Origin of the sequence: Priestia sp. TRN 1309 (assembly GCF_050846875.1) — a bacterium.
GTDB lineage: Bacteria > Bacillota > Bacilli > Bacillales > Bacillaceae_H > Priestia > Priestia zanthoxyli.
Map to the genome: position 1 here is coordinate 575,926 of NZ_JBOZGM010000004.1, position 19,391 is coordinate 595,316.

The 19,391-nt window shown below is 38.0% G+C and carries 19 protein-coding genes; 4 read left to right on the forward strand and 15 right to left on the reverse strand.

The window, feature by feature from the left end:
• Nucleotide 1: 1 nt before the first annotated feature.
• On the reverse strand, nt 2-319 hold the full coding sequence (locus ACRPLQ_RS19150) for a hypothetical protein (protein WP_028414006.1): 318 nt from the start codon (nt 317-319) through the stop codon (nt 2-4).
• A gap of 493 nt (nt 320-812) precedes the next feature.
• On the opposite strand from ACRPLQ_RS19150, the gene ACRPLQ_RS19155 reads away from it, so the two are divergent.
• Together ACRPLQ_RS19155 and ACRPLQ_RS19160 are read left to right on the forward strand one after the other, a co-directional pair.
• Complete coding sequence (locus tag ACRPLQ_RS19155) at nt 813-1,364, forward strand: TVP38/TMEM64 family protein (RefSeq protein WP_098627152.1); 552 nt, start codon at nt 813-815, stop codon at nt 1,362-1,364.
• Nucleotides 1,365-1,452: 88 nt separating this feature from the next.
• The gene (locus ACRPLQ_RS19160) at nt 1,453-1,752 is read left to right on the forward strand and encodes a hypothetical protein (protein ID WP_028414008.1); all 300 of its coding nucleotides are present in this window, start codon (nt 1,453-1,455) and stop codon (nt 1,750-1,752) included.
• Between the two features lie 29 nt (nt 1,753-1,781).
• Here the strand turns inward: ACRPLQ_RS19160 and ACRPLQ_RS19165 are convergent, their stop codons facing one another.
• From ACRPLQ_RS19165 to ACRPLQ_RS19180, 4 genes are all read right to left on the reverse strand, one after another.
• Nucleotides 1,782-2,567 carry an ABC transporter ATP-binding protein gene (locus ACRPLQ_RS19165; RefSeq protein ID WP_432236232.1) on the reverse strand — a complete coding sequence of 262 codons (786 nt, stop codon included), beginning with the start codon at nt 2,565-2,567 and terminating at the stop codon, nt 1,782-1,784.
• 18 nt (nt 2,568-2,585) lie between these two features.
• On the reverse strand, nt 2,586-3,566 hold the full coding sequence (locus ACRPLQ_RS19170) for a FecCD family ABC transporter permease (protein ID WP_028414010.1): 981 nt from the start codon (nt 3,564-3,566) through the stop codon (nt 2,586-2,588).
• On the reverse strand, nt 3,563-4,570 hold the full coding sequence (locus ACRPLQ_RS19175) for a FecCD family ABC transporter permease (RefSeq protein ID WP_028414011.1): 1,008 nt from the start codon (nt 4,568-4,570) through the stop codon (nt 3,563-3,565). Before ACRPLQ_RS19175 ends, ACRPLQ_RS19170 begins: the two co-directional genes overlap by 4 nt.
• Nucleotides 4,571-4,660: 90 nt before the next feature.
• Entirely contained in the window at nt 4,661-5,611 is a 951-nt protein-coding gene (locus tag ACRPLQ_RS19180; RefSeq protein ID WP_099000089.1) for an ABC transporter substrate-binding protein, read from the reverse strand.
• Between the two features lie 259 nt (nt 5,612-5,870).
• Between ACRPLQ_RS19180 and ACRPLQ_RS19185 the strand changes: the two genes are divergently transcribed.
• Together ACRPLQ_RS19185 and ACRPLQ_RS19190 are read left to right on the forward strand one after the other, a co-directional pair.
• Nucleotides 5,871-6,740, forward strand: a complete 870-nt coding sequence (locus ACRPLQ_RS19185; protein WP_028414013.1) for a permease — start codon at nt 5,871-5,873, stop codon at nt 6,738-6,740.
• 16 nt (nt 6,741-6,756) lie between these two features.
• Complete coding sequence (locus tag ACRPLQ_RS19190) at nt 6,757-7,593, forward strand: TIGR03943 family putative permease subunit (protein WP_432236233.1); 837 nt, start codon at nt 6,757-6,759, stop codon at nt 7,591-7,593.
• A gap of 38 nt (nt 7,594-7,631) precedes the next feature.
• Here ACRPLQ_RS19190 and ACRPLQ_RS19195 read toward each other — a convergent pair whose 3' ends face one another.
• The 10 genes from ACRPLQ_RS19195 to ACRPLQ_RS19240 form a co-directional block, all read right to left on the reverse strand.
• A complete protein-coding gene (locus ACRPLQ_RS19195; RefSeq protein WP_034266574.1) occupies nt 7,632-10,400 on the reverse strand; it encodes a bifunctional diguanylate cyclase/phosphodiesterase in 2,769 nt (922 codons plus the stop codon).
• Nucleotides 10,401-10,486: 86 nt separating this feature from the next.
• Nucleotides 10,487-11,014: a GNAT family N-acetyltransferase gene (locus tag ACRPLQ_RS19200; protein WP_034266572.1), complete on the reverse strand. Its 528-nt coding sequence runs from the start codon at nt 11,012-11,014 to the stop codon at nt 10,487-10,489.
• Nucleotides 11,015-11,123: 109 nt separating this feature from the next.
• The gene (locus ACRPLQ_RS19205) at nt 11,124-11,675 is read right to left on the reverse strand and encodes a hypothetical protein (protein ID WP_013056190.1); all 552 of its coding nucleotides are present in this window, start codon (nt 11,673-11,675) and stop codon (nt 11,124-11,126) included.
• A gap of 338 nt (nt 11,676-12,013) precedes the next feature.
• Nucleotides 12,014-12,775: a serine hydrolase gene (locus ACRPLQ_RS19210; protein ID WP_235918765.1), complete on the reverse strand. Its 762-nt coding sequence runs from the start codon at nt 12,773-12,775 to the stop codon at nt 12,014-12,016.
• A 14-nt stretch (nt 12,776-12,789) separates the two neighbouring features.
• A complete protein-coding gene (locus tag ACRPLQ_RS19215) occupies nt 12,790-13,797 on the reverse strand; it encodes an ABC transporter ATP-binding protein (RefSeq protein ID WP_034266569.1) in 1,008 nt (335 codons plus the stop codon).
• Nucleotides 13,798-13,809: 12 nt separating this feature from the next.
• Nucleotides 13,810-14,718 (reverse strand): C40 family peptidase, encoded by a 909-nt coding sequence (locus tag ACRPLQ_RS19220; protein WP_221817523.1) that lies wholly within the window; start codon nt 14,716-14,718, stop codon nt 13,810-13,812.
• A 31-nt stretch (nt 14,719-14,749) separates the two neighbouring features.
• Complete coding sequence (locus ACRPLQ_RS19225; RefSeq protein ID WP_034266565.1) at nt 14,750-15,694, reverse strand: S66 peptidase family protein; 945 nt, start codon at nt 15,692-15,694, stop codon at nt 14,750-14,752.
• Nucleotides 15,695-15,782: 88 nt separating this feature from the next.
• Nucleotides 15,783-17,426 carry a peptide ABC transporter substrate-binding protein gene (locus tag ACRPLQ_RS19230; RefSeq protein ID WP_033578457.1) on the reverse strand — a complete coding sequence of 548 codons (1,644 nt, stop codon included), beginning with the start codon at nt 17,424-17,426 and terminating at the stop codon, nt 15,783-15,785.
• A 23-nt stretch (nt 17,427-17,449) separates the two neighbouring features.
• Complete coding sequence (locus tag ACRPLQ_RS19235) at nt 17,450-18,448, reverse strand: ABC transporter ATP-binding protein (RefSeq protein ID WP_028414022.1); 999 nt, start codon at nt 18,446-18,448, stop codon at nt 17,450-17,452.
• A 4-nt stretch (nt 18,449-18,452) separates the two neighbouring features.
• Complete coding sequence (locus tag ACRPLQ_RS19240) at nt 18,453-19,391, reverse strand: ABC transporter permease (RefSeq protein WP_028414023.1); 939 nt, start codon at nt 19,389-19,391, stop codon at nt 18,453-18,455.

The following is a 19,391-nucleotide window of genomic DNA, read 5'->3' on the forward strand; positions in this document are numbered from 1 at the left end:
TTTAGTGTAAATGCTGATGACAAACGTAATATTTTTTGATAAAAGTGAGGGCTGCCTGTGCATCTTGAATGCCAAGCTTTTTACAAACGCCCGCTAACATGAGCAGTTTGTACATAACCAGCTTTTGATTATTGGTTGCCAGTACGTAATAAACAATCGTATTAGCAACTGCCCGCGGTAATCTTATTTTTTTCAACTCATATAACGCAGCAGACGAAGACATACCTGCTTCGTTTAAAATTTGCTCGGTTGTGTACGTCTCCAAATAGCGAGCAAGCTTTCTTTCTTTATTGTTAAATATACCTTTAGAATCGTTCATTTTCTCTCCCTCTGTTATTTTAATAATCCATTAAACGCTGCATTAATTAGCCATAATGCGATAGCTCCCCCTGATAAATAAGTGCTGAGATAGAATATTAGCTCCATATACCTCCCTCCCATTTCTATCTTACCCCTTCATTTCTTTAGCTGCAGTGATATTCATCACAGTAAAAAGTGTATTGTTGAGCTGCCGAATAGCTCCGCAAAAGAGCTCGTGAGAAAGGTCTCACGAGCTGCTTAGTTAGCATTTTTATTTTCGGATAATGCGTTTAAAAATCATAATAATTAATAATACAACCACAATAACAAGCAAAAATTTCAACATGAGTTGTCCATCCCTTCAAATCAGTAAATCGTCTTTCATTAGTAAGTAGTTACCCTGTTTCGTTTTTTATAAACTGCTGACTGCTTATTTCATGCCAAAAATTATATAATAGTAGAAAATGAGCTTAAATTAGCCCTACATATAAAACATAAACGGGAGTATAACCATGACTGACTATCTTCAAACATTTCTGCTTGAACATTTAGAAGCAGCAGAGCTTATTAGTGTTCTCTTGAACATCCTTATTAGCATTACGGGCGTATTTCCAAGCGCGCCCCTTACGTTCGTAAACGTAAAATTATTTGGTTTTTGGAATGGATTTTTACTTTCTTTTATTGGAGAAGTTTTAGGTGTAGCTCTCTCTTTTTGGCTGTACCGAAAAGGTTTCCGTACACTTGTTCATACCAAAACACCTTCTCACTCCAAGTGGCTAAAGCTGCTGCGCGTACAAGGGAAAGAGAGTTTTATATTCATTTTTTCTTTGCGATTACTTCCCTTTGTTCCATCAGGCCTCATTACATTCTTCAGTGCTGTAGGAAAAGGCTCCTTTGCGGTATTCATTTCTGCTAGCGCACTTGGAAAAATTCCAGCGCTTTTTATTGAAGTTTATTCGGTTTATCATATTTCACAAGGATCTATGCAAGGAAAAATCATCTTAGTGGTTTTATCCATTACTTTACTTTTTTATATAAGTAAAAAATGGAAGAAAAAAGCTTAACAGACTATAAAAAGGGAAGACTATCTAAAAATAAGTAAAAACATTATCCTATGTAACTGTAATAAGATAACGTATTGGAGATGGTCCATTGATTTTCCTGTTGGTTTCTGCAAGTATTATTGTTCCTATTATCATGCTTTTTTTCTCACTAAAGTGGAAAGGAGCAGAACTAGTTTTTAATACGCTAGCCCTTCTTTCAGCGCTAGTATTTGGAAATATAGCCGCTGCTTCTATCTATCGTATCTTAAAAAATCATACTGTTTTTATGACGAGCATTCATGCAATCTTTTTAAATTCAGCTTTTTTATTAACCGGTGCATACCTTGGAATCTATGTATTGTATAAACTGTTAGCTCTGACCTTAAATGTAAAACAGCGTACTATGTGAAAATAGTACGCTGTTTTTTTAAGTGCAGTTTATTTTATGATTCCAGTTGGTATACATAGAGGTGAACCATCAACCGGATTTTGAATGATAGTTGATGATAAATTAAACACATCCCTTATCATTTCTTCTGTAAATACTTGAGTAGGAGAACCTTCTTTGTAAATCTGGCCGTTTGAAATACTGATTAAATGATCTGCATAGCGAGCTGCTTGGTTTAAATCGTGCAAGACCATCACAATTGTACAATTTCTCTTTTGGTTTAAGAAACGAAGAAGTTCAAGCACTTCAATCTGATGAGCTAAATCTAAATATGTGGTAGGCTCGTCCAAAAGCAGAAGCTCCGTACCCTGTGCTAATGCCATTGCAATCCAGGCCCTTTGACGCTGTCCTCCAGAGAGCGCATCCAGTGTGCGATGACTTAAATTAGACAGTTTAGTTGCCTGTAAAGCCTCCTCTACAATTTGATGATCTTCAGCAGAATAGCGAGCAAATAAGCCTTTATGAGGGTGACGACCATAATAGCATAGCTCTTTTACTGTTAAATCTTCAGGAGCTTCAGGAGCTTGAGGCAAAATAGCCAGTTTTTTTGCTACTTCTTTTGATGAATGTTGATGAATATCTTTTCCGTTTAAATAAATATTTCCTTCTGTCGGCTTTAATAAACGCGCCAATGAACGAAGGATTGTTGATTTTCCGCAGCCATTTGATCCAATGATTATGCTTATCTTTCCTTCTGGAATGTGAAGGTCAATATCGCGAATAACTGAAGTTGAATCATATGATAGCGAAAGTTTTTCCGCAGTTAACTTTGTCATTACTCTTCCTCCTTTCTCCTATTTTTTCTGTTCACGCCGCAGTAAATATAGAAAATAAGGGGCACCAATAACGGATGTTACGATTCCAGCTGGAATCTCAATGGGCGGCACAACCCCTCTTCCGAGACTGTCAGCAATTATCAGGAATAAAGCACCTACTGCTGCTGAAACTGGTAACAAGAACTTCGACCGACTCCCTACTAACCTCCTACTAATATGAGGAGCAATTAAACCAATAAATCCAATTGACCCAACTACAGCTACAGATAAACCGGTTAATATCACAGCCATACTCAATAGTGTATAACGAACGTACTTTGTTCGCTCTCCTAGGCCAACTGCAATCTCATCTCCTAAATTTAAAATATCGAGCTTAGATGCAAATATAATAATAAAAGGAACAAGTACGACGCAAGGAATTAACATCAAAAGCTCACTCCAGCCTCTTCCCCATAAACTTCCTGTAAGCCAAAGAAGAGTTGTATTCACGTCATCTGGAAACTTAATCATAAAATACTGAATTCCAGCCTGGCAAATAGCTCCTAAAGCTACACCCACTAAAGCCAGCGTATGAGTTTTAGCTCCTTGAGAATAGGAAAACACCATGAGTATAACGGCGATGACCGATGCTCCTAAAAAAGCTGAAAGCGGCAGCAGAAGCATAGAAGCAGCTGGAAATACAATTAAGATAAAAACGGCGAATAGCCCTGCTCCTTTTGTTACACCGATAACATCAGGAGAAGCAAGCGGGTTTTTTAATATCCCTTGCAAAATAGCTCCTGCTACCGCTAAAGCCGCACCGACCACAATAGCAATGAGGGTACGTGGAATGCGATAATTTGTTAAAATAAAGGAACTACCTTGGGAACTACCTACTATTTGCTGAAAGATTTCTGCAGGGGAAATATAAACGGCTCCTACTCCTAAGCTAATTACAACCGTGATGATTAAACATAGCAATAAGATACTTAATATTTGATAAGGGTGTTTTCTTTTCATTGCTTAATATTCCTCCCTTTTCTAGCAAGATATAAAAAGAAAGGAGCTCCGATAAGAGCTGTTACAATCCCTACTGGCGACTCAAAAGGATAGGCAATGAAACGAGAAAGTACATCGGCATAGACAAGCAAAATGGCTCCTAATAGAGCTGAAAATGGCAGGATTCGCTGGTAGTCTCCTCCTACTAATTTTCTAGCTATGTGAGGTACAATGAGACCTACGAACCCAATTGGCCCCGCAACGGCAACAGATGCACCTGCAAGCATAATGACTAGTATACCTGCAAAAAAGCGAATCCATTTTACCTTTTCGCCTAAACCTGTTGCCATATTCTCTCCTAACACTAGAATCGATATAGAACGAGATGATACAAAAGCTAGAAGAAGACCCAGAAATGACCAAGGTAACAAAATTTTTACATGAGTCCAGTCTTTCCCGTTAATAGAACCTACAAGCCAATACAAAACGTCCGTAGCTTGTTCATTTAACACAATCACTCCTTGAGTAAGCGACGATAAAAATAAATGCACGGCCATTCCGGCAAGTGCTAGTTTCACATGAGTTGTCTTTCCGCCCGATGCGAACAAATAAACCGTTATTCCTCCTAAAGCTGCTCCTAAAAAGGCAATATAAACAGTTGATTGAGAGGTAAAATCAGGAAATAGAATAAAAGCTATTACAATCGCTAATGAAGCACCTGCATTTACCCCAAACACTTGGGGTGAAGCAAGCGAATTTCGTGTAATAGCTTGCATCAATGCTCCAGCAGCTGCCAAGCTGGCTCCAATAAGAGCTGCCAGCACGGCTCTTGGCAATCTGAGCGTCTGTACGATCGTTGTCTGCTTAGAGTCATCAGGAGCAAAAATTGCTTTAATTACTTCTGTAAAACTAACTGCAGAGGATCCCACAGCGACATGTAAAATCATTCCGATGATTAACAAGCAAACACTAGCTACCAACACAATGTATTTATTTATTTTTTGCTTTTGGACAAGATTTGTCATTTCCAACACACTTTCTACAGTTTTCTTTTCTAAACAAATAGAAGCAAGAATAGAATAACTATTCTCGCCTCTTTGTCAGATTCCGTTATATTACTGCTGCTTATTGTTTAGTAACTTAACCGTATCTTTTCCAATTGCCTCAGCTGAAATTACCCCTCGGAATCTTGTCCATAAATCACGGTCTACTACAAACACTTTATCATTTTTAACAGCTTTTAAATTTTCCCAAAGAGGATTTGTTTTCCATTCATCCGTTACAAGTTTGCCTTCATTATTTGCTAGGATTAAAATATCTGGATTAATGTCTGACAACTGTTCTAAATTCATTTCAGCATATGCTTCTTTGTTCTGCACAGCGTTCTTCAACCCTAGCTTTTCAAGAAACTCTCCGTCATAAGAAGAAGACGTATGCGCTTGGAAAGAAGTATCTCTGACAACTGCTGGTAAGACTGTCTGACCACTTTCTTCTTTTAACTCATTTTTTAATTTCGAAATCGTTTCTTCATGCTCATTTAATCGCTGCTCTGCTTTTTTTTCTTTTCCTACTGCTTTTGCAATTGTTTTAAATGAGTCTATATTTTCTTCATATGTAGATTCACGACTTTTTAATTCGATTGTAGGTGCAATTTTGTTTAATTCTTTATAAATTGCTTTATGACGCTGCACATCGGCGATGATTAAGTCCGGCTGCAGGGAACTAATTACTTCTAAATTCGGCTGTTGACGTGTTCCTACTGAAGTATAGTCAATCTTTCCACCTACAAGTTTCTTAATCATATCTTTTTTGTTGTCGTCTGCAATCCCTATTGGCTTCATTCCTAAACCTTGCAGAGCATCCACAAAGGATAGTTCAAGAACAACTACTTTTTTAGGATTTTTAGGAACTTTCGTTTTTCCAAGCTCATGCTGAACAGACACCTTTTGGTTATTATCTGAATTTTTTTTTGAAGAATTTTGATTTGAACCGCATCCTGCTAGAACAAATAAAATAGCAACAATAGTAGCTATACTGAGAAGTCTAATCTTTTTAACTTGCTTCATTTTAATGCTTCCTCCTATGTATATACTCTTGATGACGCTGATAATCATTATCACCAATGTTATCTGTTAATTCAAGATGAGTCAATAGTTTTCTCATAATACGGGACATATTTTGAATAAATAACAAAAAAATCCTTTCACTTCTTTTTGAAAAAGCTTTATTCCCTTCCCTTTTTACGATACACTATGTATAAGTTGACCAAATACAACTTTATTGCACTAATACATTTTAGATAAACTTAATTTTGGAGTGAAAATAATGAATTCGTCTCTATTACAAATGAATACTATATTTATTAGTATTCTTATTGAAGCTCTTCCTTTTGTATTATTAGGCGTGATCATTTCAGGAATTATTCAAATTTTTGTAACGGATGAAATGATGGCTCGAGTTATTCCTCAAAATAAAATAGGTGCTGTCCTATTAGCTAGTGTGATTGGAGCTCTTTTTCCAGCCTGTGAATGTGGAATTGTTCCTATTACTAGGCGCTTAATGGCAAAAGGGGTTCCCCTTTATGCTGCCATTCCTTTTATGTTAACAGGCCCTATTATTAATCCTGTTGTTTTATTTTCTACCTTTGTAGCTTTCGGAAATGATTGGAAAATAGTATTTTATCGGGCAGGAGTAGCTTTTATTGTTTCCTTACTTGTAGGTCTTATTTTAAGTGTTCAATTCAAAGCACCTCAGACAAAACGTGAGGTTCATTTGCATACTTCCCCCAAGAAAATGAGTGAGAAAGTTTCACAATCGATTCGTCATACTATTGATGAGTTTTTTTCTGTTGGGAAATTTTTAATTATTGGTGGATTAATTGCCGCCGGCATGCAAACGTTCGTGAAGACCTCTACTTTACTTTCATTGGGACAAGGAAATGTTTCATCAAATGCGGTAATGATGGGACTTGCCTATGTATTATCGCTTTGTTCCTCTGCAGATGCGTTTATCGCTTCCTCGTTTCGCAGTACGTTTACAGATAGTGCTATTGTTTCATTCTTGGTATTCGGTCCAATGTTTGATATCAAGAATACGCTGATGATGCTAAGCCAGTTTAAGACTAAATTTGTCTTTACGCTTTTGGCGTATGTCTTCATTTTAGTACTTATTGTTTCGATTTTAATTGTTCATTAGTAAGGAGGGATTTGGCATGATTCGTATTTTAATTTTAATAGGGTTTACATTCATCTTCATGCACCTTCATGCAACTGGGGATATCTCAAAATATATCAATATGAAATATTCCTGGATTTCATTTTGCACCATCTTTGTCCTTTGGTTCTTGACCATTGCAGAATTAATCTTTTACATGATAGGCCCTAAAAAACATGATGATGATTGTAGCTGTGGATGCGTCCATAATCAGCAAGATGGCAAATGGAAACGAAGAGTATGGTACCCAATTTATATTTTACCAGTACTCACGGTCTTATTTTTACCTGTCGCAACCCTTGATTCTAATATTGTTGAAGCTAAAGGGTTTCATTTTCCTATTTATGACAAAAAGGACCCTTATTCTTCTCATCAATTTTTACAGCCTGACACAAGTTCTTTTTACGGAGAAGAAGCCTATGACAAAATGATTCATCGTGATCTTAAAAAGTTTTCTAAAGGAGAAAATATCAACTTAGAAGACGAGGAATTTTTAAATGCAATGGAGACTATTTACCGATATCCTGGTGAATTCACTGACAAAACCATTTCTTTTAAAGGATTTATGTATCAAACGAAAGAATTAAAAAAGAATCAATATTTTCTCTTTCGCTTTGGTATCATTCATTGTATTGCAGATTCAGGGGTGTTTGGAATGCTTATTGAGTTTCCAGATGATGTTACTTTTAAAAATGATGACTGGGCAACGGTTACAGGAAAAATTAGTACAATGTATTACCAGCCGTTCAAAAAAACCATCCCTGTTGTGAAAATAACAAAAGTAAAGCGTGAGCAGTCTCCAAAAGACCCTTATGTATATCGAAATAACCAATAATAAAAAGCCGTTCTTATTTAGAAGAACGGCTTTTTACATTAATGAACAAATTCCATTTTTTCTTCGATTTTATGAAATTTCTCATAAAATTCCTGCGCTGAAATCGGTTTGGAGAAATAGTATCCCTGCACTTCATCACATTTTTCTTTATGAAGAAGTTCTACTTGTTCAACTTCTTCTACACCTTCTGCTACGACGGATAGCTGCAAACTTTTGGCTAGTGTAATAATGGCTCTGACAATCGATACTTCCGTTGTATTAGGATCTAAATCTTTAATAAAAGACCGGTCAATTTTCAGCGTATGAATAGGCAGCTTCTGAATATAGCTGAATGAGGAATATCCTGAGCCAAAATCATCAATCGAAATAAATACTCCTGCATCTTTTAAAATTTGTAGCTTTTCGATTGTTTGCTCAACATGCTTCATCGTTACACTTTCCGTAATTTCAAGTTCTAAATATCGTGATTCTAACTCTACTTCACGCAAGACATCTAACACATAATCAACAAAATCAGTTGTACCAAAATCCACGCTTGATATGTTCACACTCATTTTTAAGGGAGGAAGTCCTTTCAGCTGCCAATACTTATTTTGATGGCACGCTTTTTTTAATACCCATTTCGTCAATGTAACAATAACGCCTGTTTCTTCAGCAATCGGAATAAATTCTGCGGGAGAAATAACGCCCATCTCGGCGTGAGTCCACCGGATCAAAGCCTCCACTCCAACAATATGGCCACTTTGAATATTGACTTTCGGCTGATAGTGAAGCTCCATTTCGCCCAGCTCAAAAGCCTTTCGTAAACCATCTTCAATTCTCATTCGTCGCGTAGTATGAACCTGCATTTCTTTTTGATAAAACAGATAATGATTACGCCCTTGTTTTTTGACTTCGTACATCGCTAAATCAGCATGGCGAACTAGCACCTCAAGCGTTTTTCCATCTTTAGGAAATAAACTAACTCCGATGCTTACCCCTAAATAAACATCTCTCGATAGCACTACAAAAGGAGTGGATAAGCAGTCATTTAATGATTGACAGATTTTTCTCACTTCTTCATCCGTCCTATCATGCAGTAAAACTAAAAACTCATCTCCTCCAAAACGCGAAAGCACATCTTGGTTTCTTAGGCAGCTCTTCATTCGATCGACCACCTGAAGCATAAGCTGATCTCCAGCATGATGACCAAGCGTGTCATTTACCTGTTTGAAACGATCGAGGTCTAAAAATAAGAAATGAAGCTTTTTTCCTGAAGCAGCTGCTGAATCAATGGATTTCTCTACAATGTTTGAAAACATACTTCGATTTGGTAAATCTGTTAGCATATCGTGAAAAGCCATATATTGAAGCGATTCTTGAGCTTTTTTCTGCTCCGTTACATCTCTAGTTACTGTCTGAAAAAGCGTCTCTCCATTAATTTGAATGAGCGTAGATTTTACTTCTAAAAAGAGTTCCTTACCTAACGCATTAAACATTTTCAACTGAGCTAATGGAGGTCTTGGCTCATCTTTTCTATCTCTTACTGCCTTCAATCCTTTTTTAATATCAGGAACTTGTTCAGATGAAAAGAAATCATATAACGATTTCCCAACGAGCTGGTCTTCCGTTACTCCTAAAAGCTGAATCATAGCATCATTCACGGACACGACCTCTTCTTCTCGATGGACCATAATTGCCAATGGAGAGGAGTAAAACAAGTTTTCATAACGATTTTTTGCTTCAATCAACGTTTTTTCCGCTTCACGCTCTTGCGTCATATTGCGTATATACAGCATATACTCAACCGTCTCTTCAATCGCTACCGCCATCACCGTTATCTCAACCGTAACTTCTCTATTACTTATCAAAAGGGAGTGCTCAGTCCGTCCGTCTTGTAGAGAAGAAAATTTATAGAAGGGCAGCAGCTTAACAACATCACTCCCGATTACATCTGATGCTTTAAGAGAGAAAAGCGTTTCTGCTGCATAATTGAGCGATAAAACATGTCTTTTTTCATCAATCACCAAAATAGCATCCAGGGCAGATTCAAAAAAAGCCCATTTTAAAACTTCTTGTTTTTGTACGCGTCGATCCATAAAAATGGTTAAAAACACAGCCGTAAATAGGCAGACAACAAAAAAAATAATAACGGCGGATAAATATAGTGGATTTAAAGCAAAACCGTTTGATTGTTCAGGCCTTCGCATTCCTGAAAAAGAAGCTGCCTGCATGCCCGTATAGTGCATACCAGCAATAGCAATGCCCATAATAGTAGAACAAATAAGCTTAGCAAAAACGGTAAGCTTCCCTTCATTTAGCTTTGAGTAAAAACCAAGCCACAAAGCTGTATTAGAAGCAGCAACAGCAATGAGAATAGAGAGAAAAACGACAAATGGATCATATGAAATCATAATGGGCTCCATTGCCATCATGCCGGAATAATGCATAAAAACAATTCCAGCTCCCATAAAGCTCCCCGCAATGGTGAGTGCCTTCATGCTTTTCTTTTGTTTGTGAATGAGGTAAAGGCCTATATAACATCCTGTTATCGCTCCCAAGATTGAGAGAAGAACAAACCATAAATTGTATGAAACATCTACGGGCAAGTGAAAAGCAAGCATGGCAATAAAATGCATGGACCAAATGCCTACTCCCAATGTAAATGCCCCGCTGATTAACCAAAACTGAATAAATTTTGCCCGGGAAATTTTCACACGATTAGCTAACCCAAAAGAAGCGTACGCCGCAGTAATAGCGATAAGGAAAGAAAGTGTAACGAGTAACTCATTGTACGTCCCTTCTAGTAAATGTGTATGATGATTCATTCATGACCTTCCTTCAATTCGTTCTTTTCTTTGTTATCGGTTAAGGCCTAAAAATATTTACTATTTCAAAAGAACTTCTGTTGGATTTACTTCTTACTTTTTGAGCGTCCTGACAATATCGCGCTCACTTTTTCTTTATTGACGGTGTATAAACACGTACAATCATCTGACTTATACGCCTCTTTTAATTGAAACGAGAATTTTTTTAAAAGCGTAATTGAATCTTTATTATTAGGATCGACTTTTGCTTCAATCTCCCGTATATGAAACTCTTCAAAAGCTTTTTCTAGCAAAAGGCAGAGCGCTTCTGTCATGAGGCCTTTTTTCCAAAAAGGTCTGCCTAAATCATACCCAATCTCTGCTTGCTTTTTATCATAATCAATACGGTTTAGACCGCAGGTTCCAATAATCTCATCGGAAGTCTTTAATCGAATAGCATAGCGTGTTGCTTTCCCTTCTTTCGTCAAACTTTGAAGAAGTGCAATCATGCTTTCCGCTTGATAAAGCGTCGTAAAGGGCTCAATATTCATATATCTCGTAACCTCTTCATCCGACCAATATGCAAAAACTTTAGAAGCATCTTTTTCTTGAAGAGGAGATAAATATACCCTCATCTATGTTCTCCCTCCTTTTGATGAATGATGGAGCAAGACATTTTCATCTGCGCCTCTTTCACATCTTAAAAAATCTCACATGGTGCACGGAACATGTGAGATTTGACATTTAACTATTTTTTGATTGTGCATCGCGCAGCTGCGTATATAAACGATTAATTGCTACAGTCATTGACTGTTCATAGGAATGATGATCATAATAAACCGCTATATTTTTTAACATTTCATACGTTTGATGATCAAGCTGCACCTCAAGCGTAATTTTTTCGTCAATTGTTGCTGTTTGCAAATGATGAGGCAAGTCCTCTTTTGTAGACACTTGCTCTGCAATATGAATTGCTTCTTCTACTGTTTCAATTCGGCCGTACTGATGCACCCATCTTCTGCCCATTTCAATCGTATCTTTTACAAACTGACGATTGGTAATGGTATCTTTAATATTAAATTGATGATCCGCCACATATACAGATTGATACAAGATTACACTGATCACTTCGTCTTTTAAATTTAATTTTCTCAGCTCATCAATTAAATCCGCTATATATTTAGGTAAAGGACTAAATGTCCCTCGCACTTCCTTAATTAAATCCATGGCAATGGATTCAGTTGAATTGCGTTTAAATGCTTTTATAATATCTATCATTACATGTTCGTTTGCCATACATACACCACCATTTATGAATCGAATAATTTCATGCTCCTTGCTAATTGGCATAGACATTCACTATTCGTTTAAAATATATACTATTATTCTATTATATAAAAAATATGAATAAGTTGGTATAGGATGAATGATTTATCATTATTTTTTCATAAAATTTTATGAAAAAGAACATGTTTATCTATTACTAGCACAAATCCAGCACTGCAAACAACGGTCTCGCCAAAATCTGAGAAGACAAGCATTTATTATTAGTACATGTGAGTTTTTCTTTGATGGAAGACATTAAATAAAAAGAGACCAAACTACCCCCGCTTATTGAAATGGTCAAAAGATTTTTAGATGTTAGATGACAGAAGGTATCCAATATCAGTAATCAATCTCCTTCCCTGTTCATTGTCACTTAGTCCATCTATCAAAACAACGGCATAATACGTTTCGTTACCTCGCATGAGAATAGCACTATCATGTTCCGCTCCCTGTAGTTCTCCAGTCTTATTCGCAGCTTGAAACGCTGATCCTATACGTGCTGGAAGCTTATGCCGAAACTGCTGCATTTCTAGCATTCTCATTATTTTTTCGCAACTAGATTTTCGCAAAAAGTTTCCTTCACATATTTCCTTTAGGCACTTTACTACGTCAGAGGCACACGTATAATTATCAATCCCTTGTTTAACAGCTGTTTCGTCCATCATATAGCGGTTTAAAACGGTTTTCTTTAATCCTAGATTTTTAGCACATTCGTTAATTTTTTCAAATCCTACTAAAGAAATGAGCTCATTTGTAGCTGTGTTGTCAGAAACCATTATCATAAGGGTAAGCAGCTCTTCCACTTTAATATGTGTTAACCGCGGAAGAGCTCTAAGTACACCTGCTCCGCCAACCGTATTTTTTTCCATTCTTTGAATGACAGATGTTAAAGCCAAGATGCCCTCATCAATTTGACGAAACGCCTCTATTGCAAGCAGCAGCTTGATTGTACTTGCTGCTCGTTGTTGGATAAAAGAATTAATCTGTATGGATTCTTTCCCTTCAATATGAATCCGTATAAGTCCATTATTACTCCGTTTCCATTTCGTAACTGCATCTTCTATTTTCACTCTTGCTTTTTCCATCATTTTGTCGCAGCTGTTTCAATATAGTTGGTACTCATTATCTTTTGATTGTATAAGTGGCAGGCCACAAAATGATTTTCTTCAACTTCCTGCCACTCTGGTTTTTGAGTCTTACAGGCTGCTACTGCAAGAGGACAGCGTGTATTAAACACGCAGCCAGAGGGAGGGTTAATGGGGCTTGGCAATTCTCCTTTAAGAACAATCCGCTTCCGATTATCCTCAACGTCAGGATCAGGAATAGGAATAGCTGACAGTAGAGCTTGAGTGTATGGGTGAAGCGGTTTTTGATACAGCTCCGAACTTGTTGTTAATTCTACTAAATGCCCTAAATACATAACTCCAATACGACTGCTTATATGCTTTACCATCGACAAGTCATGTGCAATAAATAAATAAGTTAACCCTTTTTCTTTTTGGAGTTTTTTTAATAAATTAACTACTTGAGCCTGTACAGATACATCTAAAGCAGAAATAGGTTCGTCTGCAATAATGCATTCTGGATTTAACGCTAAAGCTCTCGCAATCCCTATGCGCTGGCGCTGCCCGCCGCTGAACTCATGAGGATAGCGGTTGGCATGATCACGATTTAGCCCCACATCTTCTAGCAGCTCATACACCCGGTTCAGCATTTCTTTTTTATTGGAATAAAGTCCGTGAACCTCCATTGGTTCTGAGATAATCTCCTTTACGGTAGAACGAGGATTCAGTGAAGCATATGGATCTTGAAAAATCATTTGCATATTACGATGAAAAGCAAATTTCTCTTTCTCTGATAGCTCATGCACGTTTTTCCCTTTATAAAGCACCTCTCCTGATGTACGGTTATACAATCCAATGATTGTTCGCCCGGCAGTGGATTTTCCGCAGCCGGATTCACCAACAAGTCCAAAGGTTTCTCCTTTTGAAATATAAAAAGACACGCCGTCTACTGCTTTCAAAACCTGCTTGTTCGTAATTGAAAAATATTTGCTCAGCTGCTTTACTTCTAACAAATGCTTCGCTGTCATAACTGCCACCTCCTAATAATAGCGCCGGGCTGCGCACAGCTCTTCTTCATAAAGCGTTCCTTTTAATTCAATCAGTTCGACGGTTTTACCCGTTTTAGGTGAATGAAGCATTTTTCCTCTGCCATAACAAATACCAACATGGTGGATATACCCCTTCCCTTTTTCATAAGCGAAAAACAATAAATCTCCGGGTTGAATAGAGTCTAATCCTACTTCTTTGCCTTTCCTTGCTTGATCGGTGGCATCTCTTGGAATAAGATAGCCGTTTGCTTTATGAGTAGCATAGGCAAACCCGGAACAATCATATCCCCATGCACTCACACCCCCCCATAAATATGGAAGATTCAAAAACTGTTCTCCTGCTGCAATAATCATATCTCCAGTTCCTTTTGTTGTTTTACGGTTTCTATCCTCTATTACAACAGCATCTTGACGTTTTATTCTCCCAGTGCCAACCGGTGTTTGAACCTCTAGCCATTCTTTATCTTCTTTTAAAAGAGGCAGCTGCGTTTGATAACTAATTTGCAAGGCTTCTTCCGCTAGCTGCAGTGTCGCAATCGCTGCTGATACCACTGCCGTTGGTTTATTCAATGGAGAATATTCAGCTTGGGAAATCAGTTGGTGGAAAGGAACCCACCCGGGATATCCTCTTTCATCTTTAGAAGAAAACTGAGAAGGAATAACGATTTTTGCCCATTTACCTTTCAGTTCCGTTACATATACTTCTTCTCCTAGTAACAGCTGCGTTTGAACTAAATTTTTCTCACAAAGCTCCAACCGACGTGTATACGTTAATTGCTCCAGCCATTTATCCAGTTTTACTGGGACACTTGTTGCATTGTCATCTATTTCTCTGCAAGAGTCATAGGAAGTCCACACAGTCGCCACAGCTACACAAACGTAATACGCTTTTTTATCCATCACTTATTTCTCCTCCCTGCAGGTTTAACCTTCAGCGTTCGACTTTATCTTTTGGTAATGTAATACCGGATTCAAATTCCACCATTCGTTCATAAGTCGACATCGTGGCATAACTTCCAATTCCCACAGCTGTTTGAGGCGAGCAATGCCCGATGCGAAACCCTCTCATAACAGGCTTTTTTAAAGAAGTCAGGTAACTTGTTAATGCCTCTTCTAGTGAAAGCGACTCTGTACGTTTTTTAGGATAGCAGTTATGGAAATCTCCGATAAGAATTCCCGCTGCATCCTGCAGTTTATTGGCCATATACAGCTGTGTCATCATGCGGTCAATTTCATACGGCTCTTCGTCAATATCTTCAATAAATAAAATTTTATTTTTCGTATCTAGTTCAAATGGAGTGCCAAGCGTGCTCACGAGCAAAGTCAGATTTCCTCCTATCAGCTGACCAGTTGCTTCTCCTTCACAAATAGTGTCGAGCGGGCTAATTTGATCCGTATAGTAAAAAGAACGGTGAGAAAATAATTGATAAAAAGCTTGCTTCGTCTCTATATGAACATCTTCTTTTCCGATATCCGACGAAAGCATTGGCCCGTGAAAGGTAACCAAACCTGTGCGCTGATGAATAGCGGTATGTAAAAACGTAATATCGCTATATCCCCAAAAAATCTTTGGGTTTTGCTTAATTAAATTGTAGTTTAATTGCGAGGCAAGCCTAGCAGTCCCGTACCCTCCGCATGCACAGATAATTGCCTTTACTTCCTTATTGGCAAACATCGCATGTATATCGGCTGCTCGCTGTTCATCAGTCCCTGCCAAGTACCCGTTTTTTTTATATAAATGCGCACCCGTTACTACGTTTAATCCTATTTCCTTCAAATATTCTAGTCCTTTTTTTAGATTGTGCTGATTAGGCGGACTAGCAGGTGCAATAACAGCTACTGTATCACCTTTTTTTAATCGTTTTGGTTTGATCATTTGCTACACTCCTTTTGTGTAAAGAAATGAAGAAAGTGAAACTTGGGTCAGAAGGGAATTGAAATCCCCTCTGACGAAAAGTTCCACTTTACTGTTTATCTGCCCACTTCAAATCTAAATAGCCAACAGGATGACGAACAATTCCAGATACGTTATCTTTTATTAAAAACACATAGTTGTAGAAATGAATAGGAATGATCGGCATCTCATCAAATAAAATACCTTCTGCTTTATACATAAGCTCAAAACGTTTTTTATTATCAGTTTCATTCATAGCTTGTTTAATTAACTTATCATATTCTTTATTGCTCCAAGCTGTACGGTTCATTGAATGACCCGTCTGGAAGCTCTCTAAAAAGTTGATTGGATCTGCATAATCAGCTAAAAACGAACTTCGTGACAGCTGAAACTTTAACGCTTTTTGTTCTTCTTGGAAAACATTCCATTCCATATTGGCAAGCTTCACATCTACACCTAGATTTTCTTTGAACATTTGCTGAAGTGCTTCTGCTATTTTTTTATGTGTATCGTCTGTACTGTATGTTAGCGTAATAGCTGGCAGCTTTTTATATCCTTCTTCTTTCATTCCTTTTTTCAGAAGTGCTTTTGCTTCTTTGCCATCTGTTTTTAGTAAGTCGCCGCCTGTTTTACGGAAATCCTTTCCATCTGCATCTTTAAATCCGTATGATACAAACCCGCGAGCTGGTTTTTCTTTATTTTTTGTAACAAAATTAACAATTTGATCTTGATCTACAGCCATTGCGAATGCTTTACGGATATTTTTGTTTTGAAAGGGCTCTTTATCTAAGTTAAAGCGATAGAAGTAAGTTCCCGCTTGGTCTTCGATATGAACATCTCCATCTTTCAACAGCTTTTCACTTAAATCCGATGGAATTTCAGAAACATCTAGTTCTCCATTTTGATACATTTGGTATTCTGTGTTTGTATTTTCAACAATTGCCCATTTTACCTTATCGAGCTTTACATTTTTAGCATCCCAGTACTGATCGTTTCTTTCCATTACTAGATTACTGTTATGCTTCCATTGAGTTAATTTGAAAGGACCATTAGCAACAAACGAATCTGCTTCTGCAAACCATTTCGGATTTTTTGTTGCTACTTTTTCATTAATTGGAAAAAACGCTGGATTGGAAACTACGCTTAAGAAATAGGCTTGCGGACTTTTAAGCGTAACTTCAAAAGTTTTGTCATCTAGCGCTTTGACTCCTACTTGATCAGCACTGCCTTTACCCGTATTAAATTCTTCTCCACCTTGAATGAAATAGCCTAAAAACGCCGCTGGAGAACCAGTCTTAGGATCTAACAGCCTCTTCCATGCAAACACAAAATCACTTGCTTTTACGTCATCTCCATTTGACCATTTAGCATCTTTTCGCAAATGAAATGTATAGACTTTTTTATCGTCAGAAATATCCCATTTCTCGGCCATTGCTCCTTCAGGCTCATCGCTTTTTCCTAAACGAGTCAGCCCCTCCATTAAGTTATTAAGCATATTCCATGAATATGAATCAAACCCAATAGGCGGATCAAAAGACGTAGGTTCTGCGCCATTATTCATATAAAGGACCTTACCGTCTTCTTTTGCTGTACTGCTTTTCTTTTCTGGCTCCGCGCCTGAATCTTTTGTGGCCGTACAGGCAGCAAGTGCAAATATAAGTACACACATCATTAGTAAAGACCCTATTTTTTTCATCATTTTCCCCTCTTTCATAAGTTCGCTATTCATCTATAAATCTAGCTTATAGTTGTTACAAATTTTTGGGCTCTCTCATCTTGAAGCCAGCAGTGCACTTGGTGACTTTCTTTCAGCTTTGTCGACGTAGGATACATGCGATCACACACTTCCATTACGTAAGGACAGCGAGGTGCGAACGAACATCCAGATGGAGGTGCAAATAAATCGGGAGGTGAGCCTGCAATAGGCACAAGCTCACTTTCGTATAGATCTAACCGAGGAACTGAACGCAGCAATCCTTTTGTATACGGATGCTGCGGCGTATAAAAGATGTCTCTTCTTGTTCCAATTTCTACAATCTTTCCTGCATACATTACGGCAACACGGTCAGCTACCTGAGCAACTACACCTAAATCATGGGTAATTAAAACAATGGAGACATCCGTTTTCTGCTGAATATCCTTAAATAATTCTAAAATCTGCGCCTGTATTGTGACGTCAAGGGCTGTGGTAGGTTCATCAGCAATTAGCACTTCGGGGTTGCATACAAGGGCCATTGCAATGACAATACGCTGTCTCATTCCCCCGCTAAATTCATGAGGATATTGCTTTAGGCGTTCTTTAGGATTTGGAATTCCGACTAGCTCCAGCATTTCAAATGCTTTTTCTTTGGCTTTTTCTTTTGAAATGTTTTCATGTTGCATAATATTTTCTGCAATTTGCTCACCTACGCGAAGAGTTGGATTAAGCGCAGTCATAGGATCCTGAAAAATCATCGAAATATCAGCGCCTCGAATGTCTCGCATTTTCTTTTCTGATAGTTTTGTTAAATCCTGGTCTTTAAATAAAATAGAGCCGCTTGTGATCCTGCCCGGAGGTGTTGGAATTAACCTCATAATACTTTGAGATGTTACGCTTTTTCCGCAACCTGACTCTCCTACAATCGCTAGGGTTTCTCCTTTATGTAAATCAAAACTAACGCCTCTTACAGCTTGAACTTGCCCTCCGTAAGTTGAAAACTGTACGTGTAAGTTTTTGATTCGGATTATTTTTTCCATTTGCTTACCTCCTTAATTTCGGATCAAGTGCATCTTGCAGTCCGTCTCCAAGGACATTAAAAGCAAACATGGTAAGAGAAATAAAAAACGCGGGAAAAAACAAACGCCACCAATAGCCTGATAGAATCGTTGATAAACCATCGTTTGCCATTACTCCCCAGCTCGCATAAGGAGCCTGTACACCCAGCCCTAAAAAGCTTAAAAAAGCTTCAGCAAAAATGGCAGTTGGTACGGTTAGTGTCATTTGAACGATAATCGGTCCCATCGTATTTGGAAGCAGGTTTCGCTTAATGATACGGCTTGTTTTTGTTCCAAACGTTTTGGATGCAAGCACGTATTCATAGTTTTTTATTTGCAATACTTGCCCCCGTACAATTCTCGCCATCCCGATCCAACCTGTAACGGAAAGTGCCACAATAATCGTAGAAAGCCCGGGTCCCATGACTACCATTAGTAAAATTACCACTAATAAATAAGGAAGACCGTATAAAATTTCAATTACGCGCATCATGACATTATCTGTTTTTCCTCCTTTATAGCCTGAGAAGCCCCCGTAAATGACACCGATGATAAAATCAATAAGCGCTGCCATCAGCCCTACAAATAAAGAGATTCTAGCCCCGTACCATGTCCGAGTGTACATATCTCTGCCTAAGTCATCCGTTCCAAACCAATGACTAGCTGAAGGAGGAAGGTTTTGCTCTGTAAAAGAGGCTTTCGTTACGCTGTAGGGTGAAAACATAGGACCGAATATAGCCATCACAACGAGGATGACTAAAAAAAAGAGACCCAGCATGGCCAACTTGTTTTTTACAAGCCTGCGCCATGCATCATGCCAATAAGAAAGACTCGGCCTTACAACTGCTTCGGCTTCAGATTTCTTTTTTTTCTTTGGCGTAAACCACTCATCAGGAATTTGCTTATACTCCTGTTTTTCCAGCAC

Excerpts from the sequence above, each read along its gene's own strand:
- ACRPLQ_RS19150 (WP_028414006.1), bottom strand. The coding sequence starts at position 319 with ATGAACGATTCTAAAGGTATATTTAACAATAAAGAAAGAAAGCTTGCT.
- ACRPLQ_RS19155 (WP_098627152.1), top strand. The coding sequence starts at position 813 with ATGACTGACTATCTTCAAACATTTCTGCTTGAACATTTAGAAGCAGCA.
- ACRPLQ_RS19165 (WP_432236232.1), bottom strand. The coding sequence starts at position 2,567 with ATGACAAAGTTAACTGCGGAAAAACTTTCGCTATCATATGATTCAACT.
- ACRPLQ_RS19170 (WP_028414010.1), bottom strand. The coding sequence starts at position 3,566 with ATGAAAAGAAAACACCCTTATCAAATATTAAGTATCTTATTGCTATGT.
- ACRPLQ_RS19175 (WP_028414011.1), bottom strand. The coding sequence starts at position 4,570 with ATGACAAATCTTGTCCAAAAGCAAAAAATAAATAAATACATTGTGTTG.
- ACRPLQ_RS19180 (WP_099000089.1), bottom strand. The coding sequence starts at position 5,611 with ATGAAGCAAGTTAAAAAGATTAGACTTCTCAGTATAGCTACTATTGTT.
- ACRPLQ_RS19185 (WP_028414013.1), top strand. The coding sequence starts at position 5,871 with ATGAATTCGTCTCTATTACAAATGAATACTATATTTATTAGTATTCTT.
- ACRPLQ_RS19190 (WP_432236233.1), top strand. The coding sequence starts at position 6,757 with ATGATTCGTATTTTAATTTTAATAGGGTTTACATTCATCTTCATGCAC.
- ACRPLQ_RS19195 (WP_034266574.1), bottom strand. The coding sequence starts at position 10,400 with ATGAATCATCATACACATTTACTAGAAGGGACGTACAATGAGTTACTC.
- ACRPLQ_RS19200 (WP_034266572.1), bottom strand. The coding sequence starts at position 11,014 with ATGAGGGTATATTTATCTCCTCTTCAAGAAAAAGATGCTTCTAAAGTT.
- ACRPLQ_RS19205 (WP_013056190.1), bottom strand. The coding sequence starts at position 11,675 with ATGGCAAACGAACATGTAATGATAGATATTATAAAAGCATTTAAACGC.
- ACRPLQ_RS19215 (WP_034266569.1), bottom strand. The coding sequence starts at position 13,797 with ATGACAGCGAAGCATTTGTTAGAAGTAAAGCAGCTGAGCAAATATTTT.
- ACRPLQ_RS19220 (WP_221817523.1), bottom strand. The coding sequence starts at position 14,718 with ATGGATAAAAAAGCGTATTACGTTTGTGTAGCTGTGGCGACTGTGTGG.
- ACRPLQ_RS19225 (WP_034266565.1), bottom strand. The coding sequence starts at position 15,694 with ATGATCAAACCAAAACGATTAAAAAAAGGTGATACAGTAGCTGTTATT.
- ACRPLQ_RS19230 (WP_033578457.1), bottom strand. The coding sequence starts at position 17,426 with ATGAAAGAGGGGAAAATGATGAAAAAAATAGGGTCTTTACTAATGATG.
- ACRPLQ_RS19235 (WP_028414022.1), bottom strand. The coding sequence starts at position 18,448 with ATGGAAAAAATAATCCGAATCAAAAACTTACACGTACAGTTTTCAACT.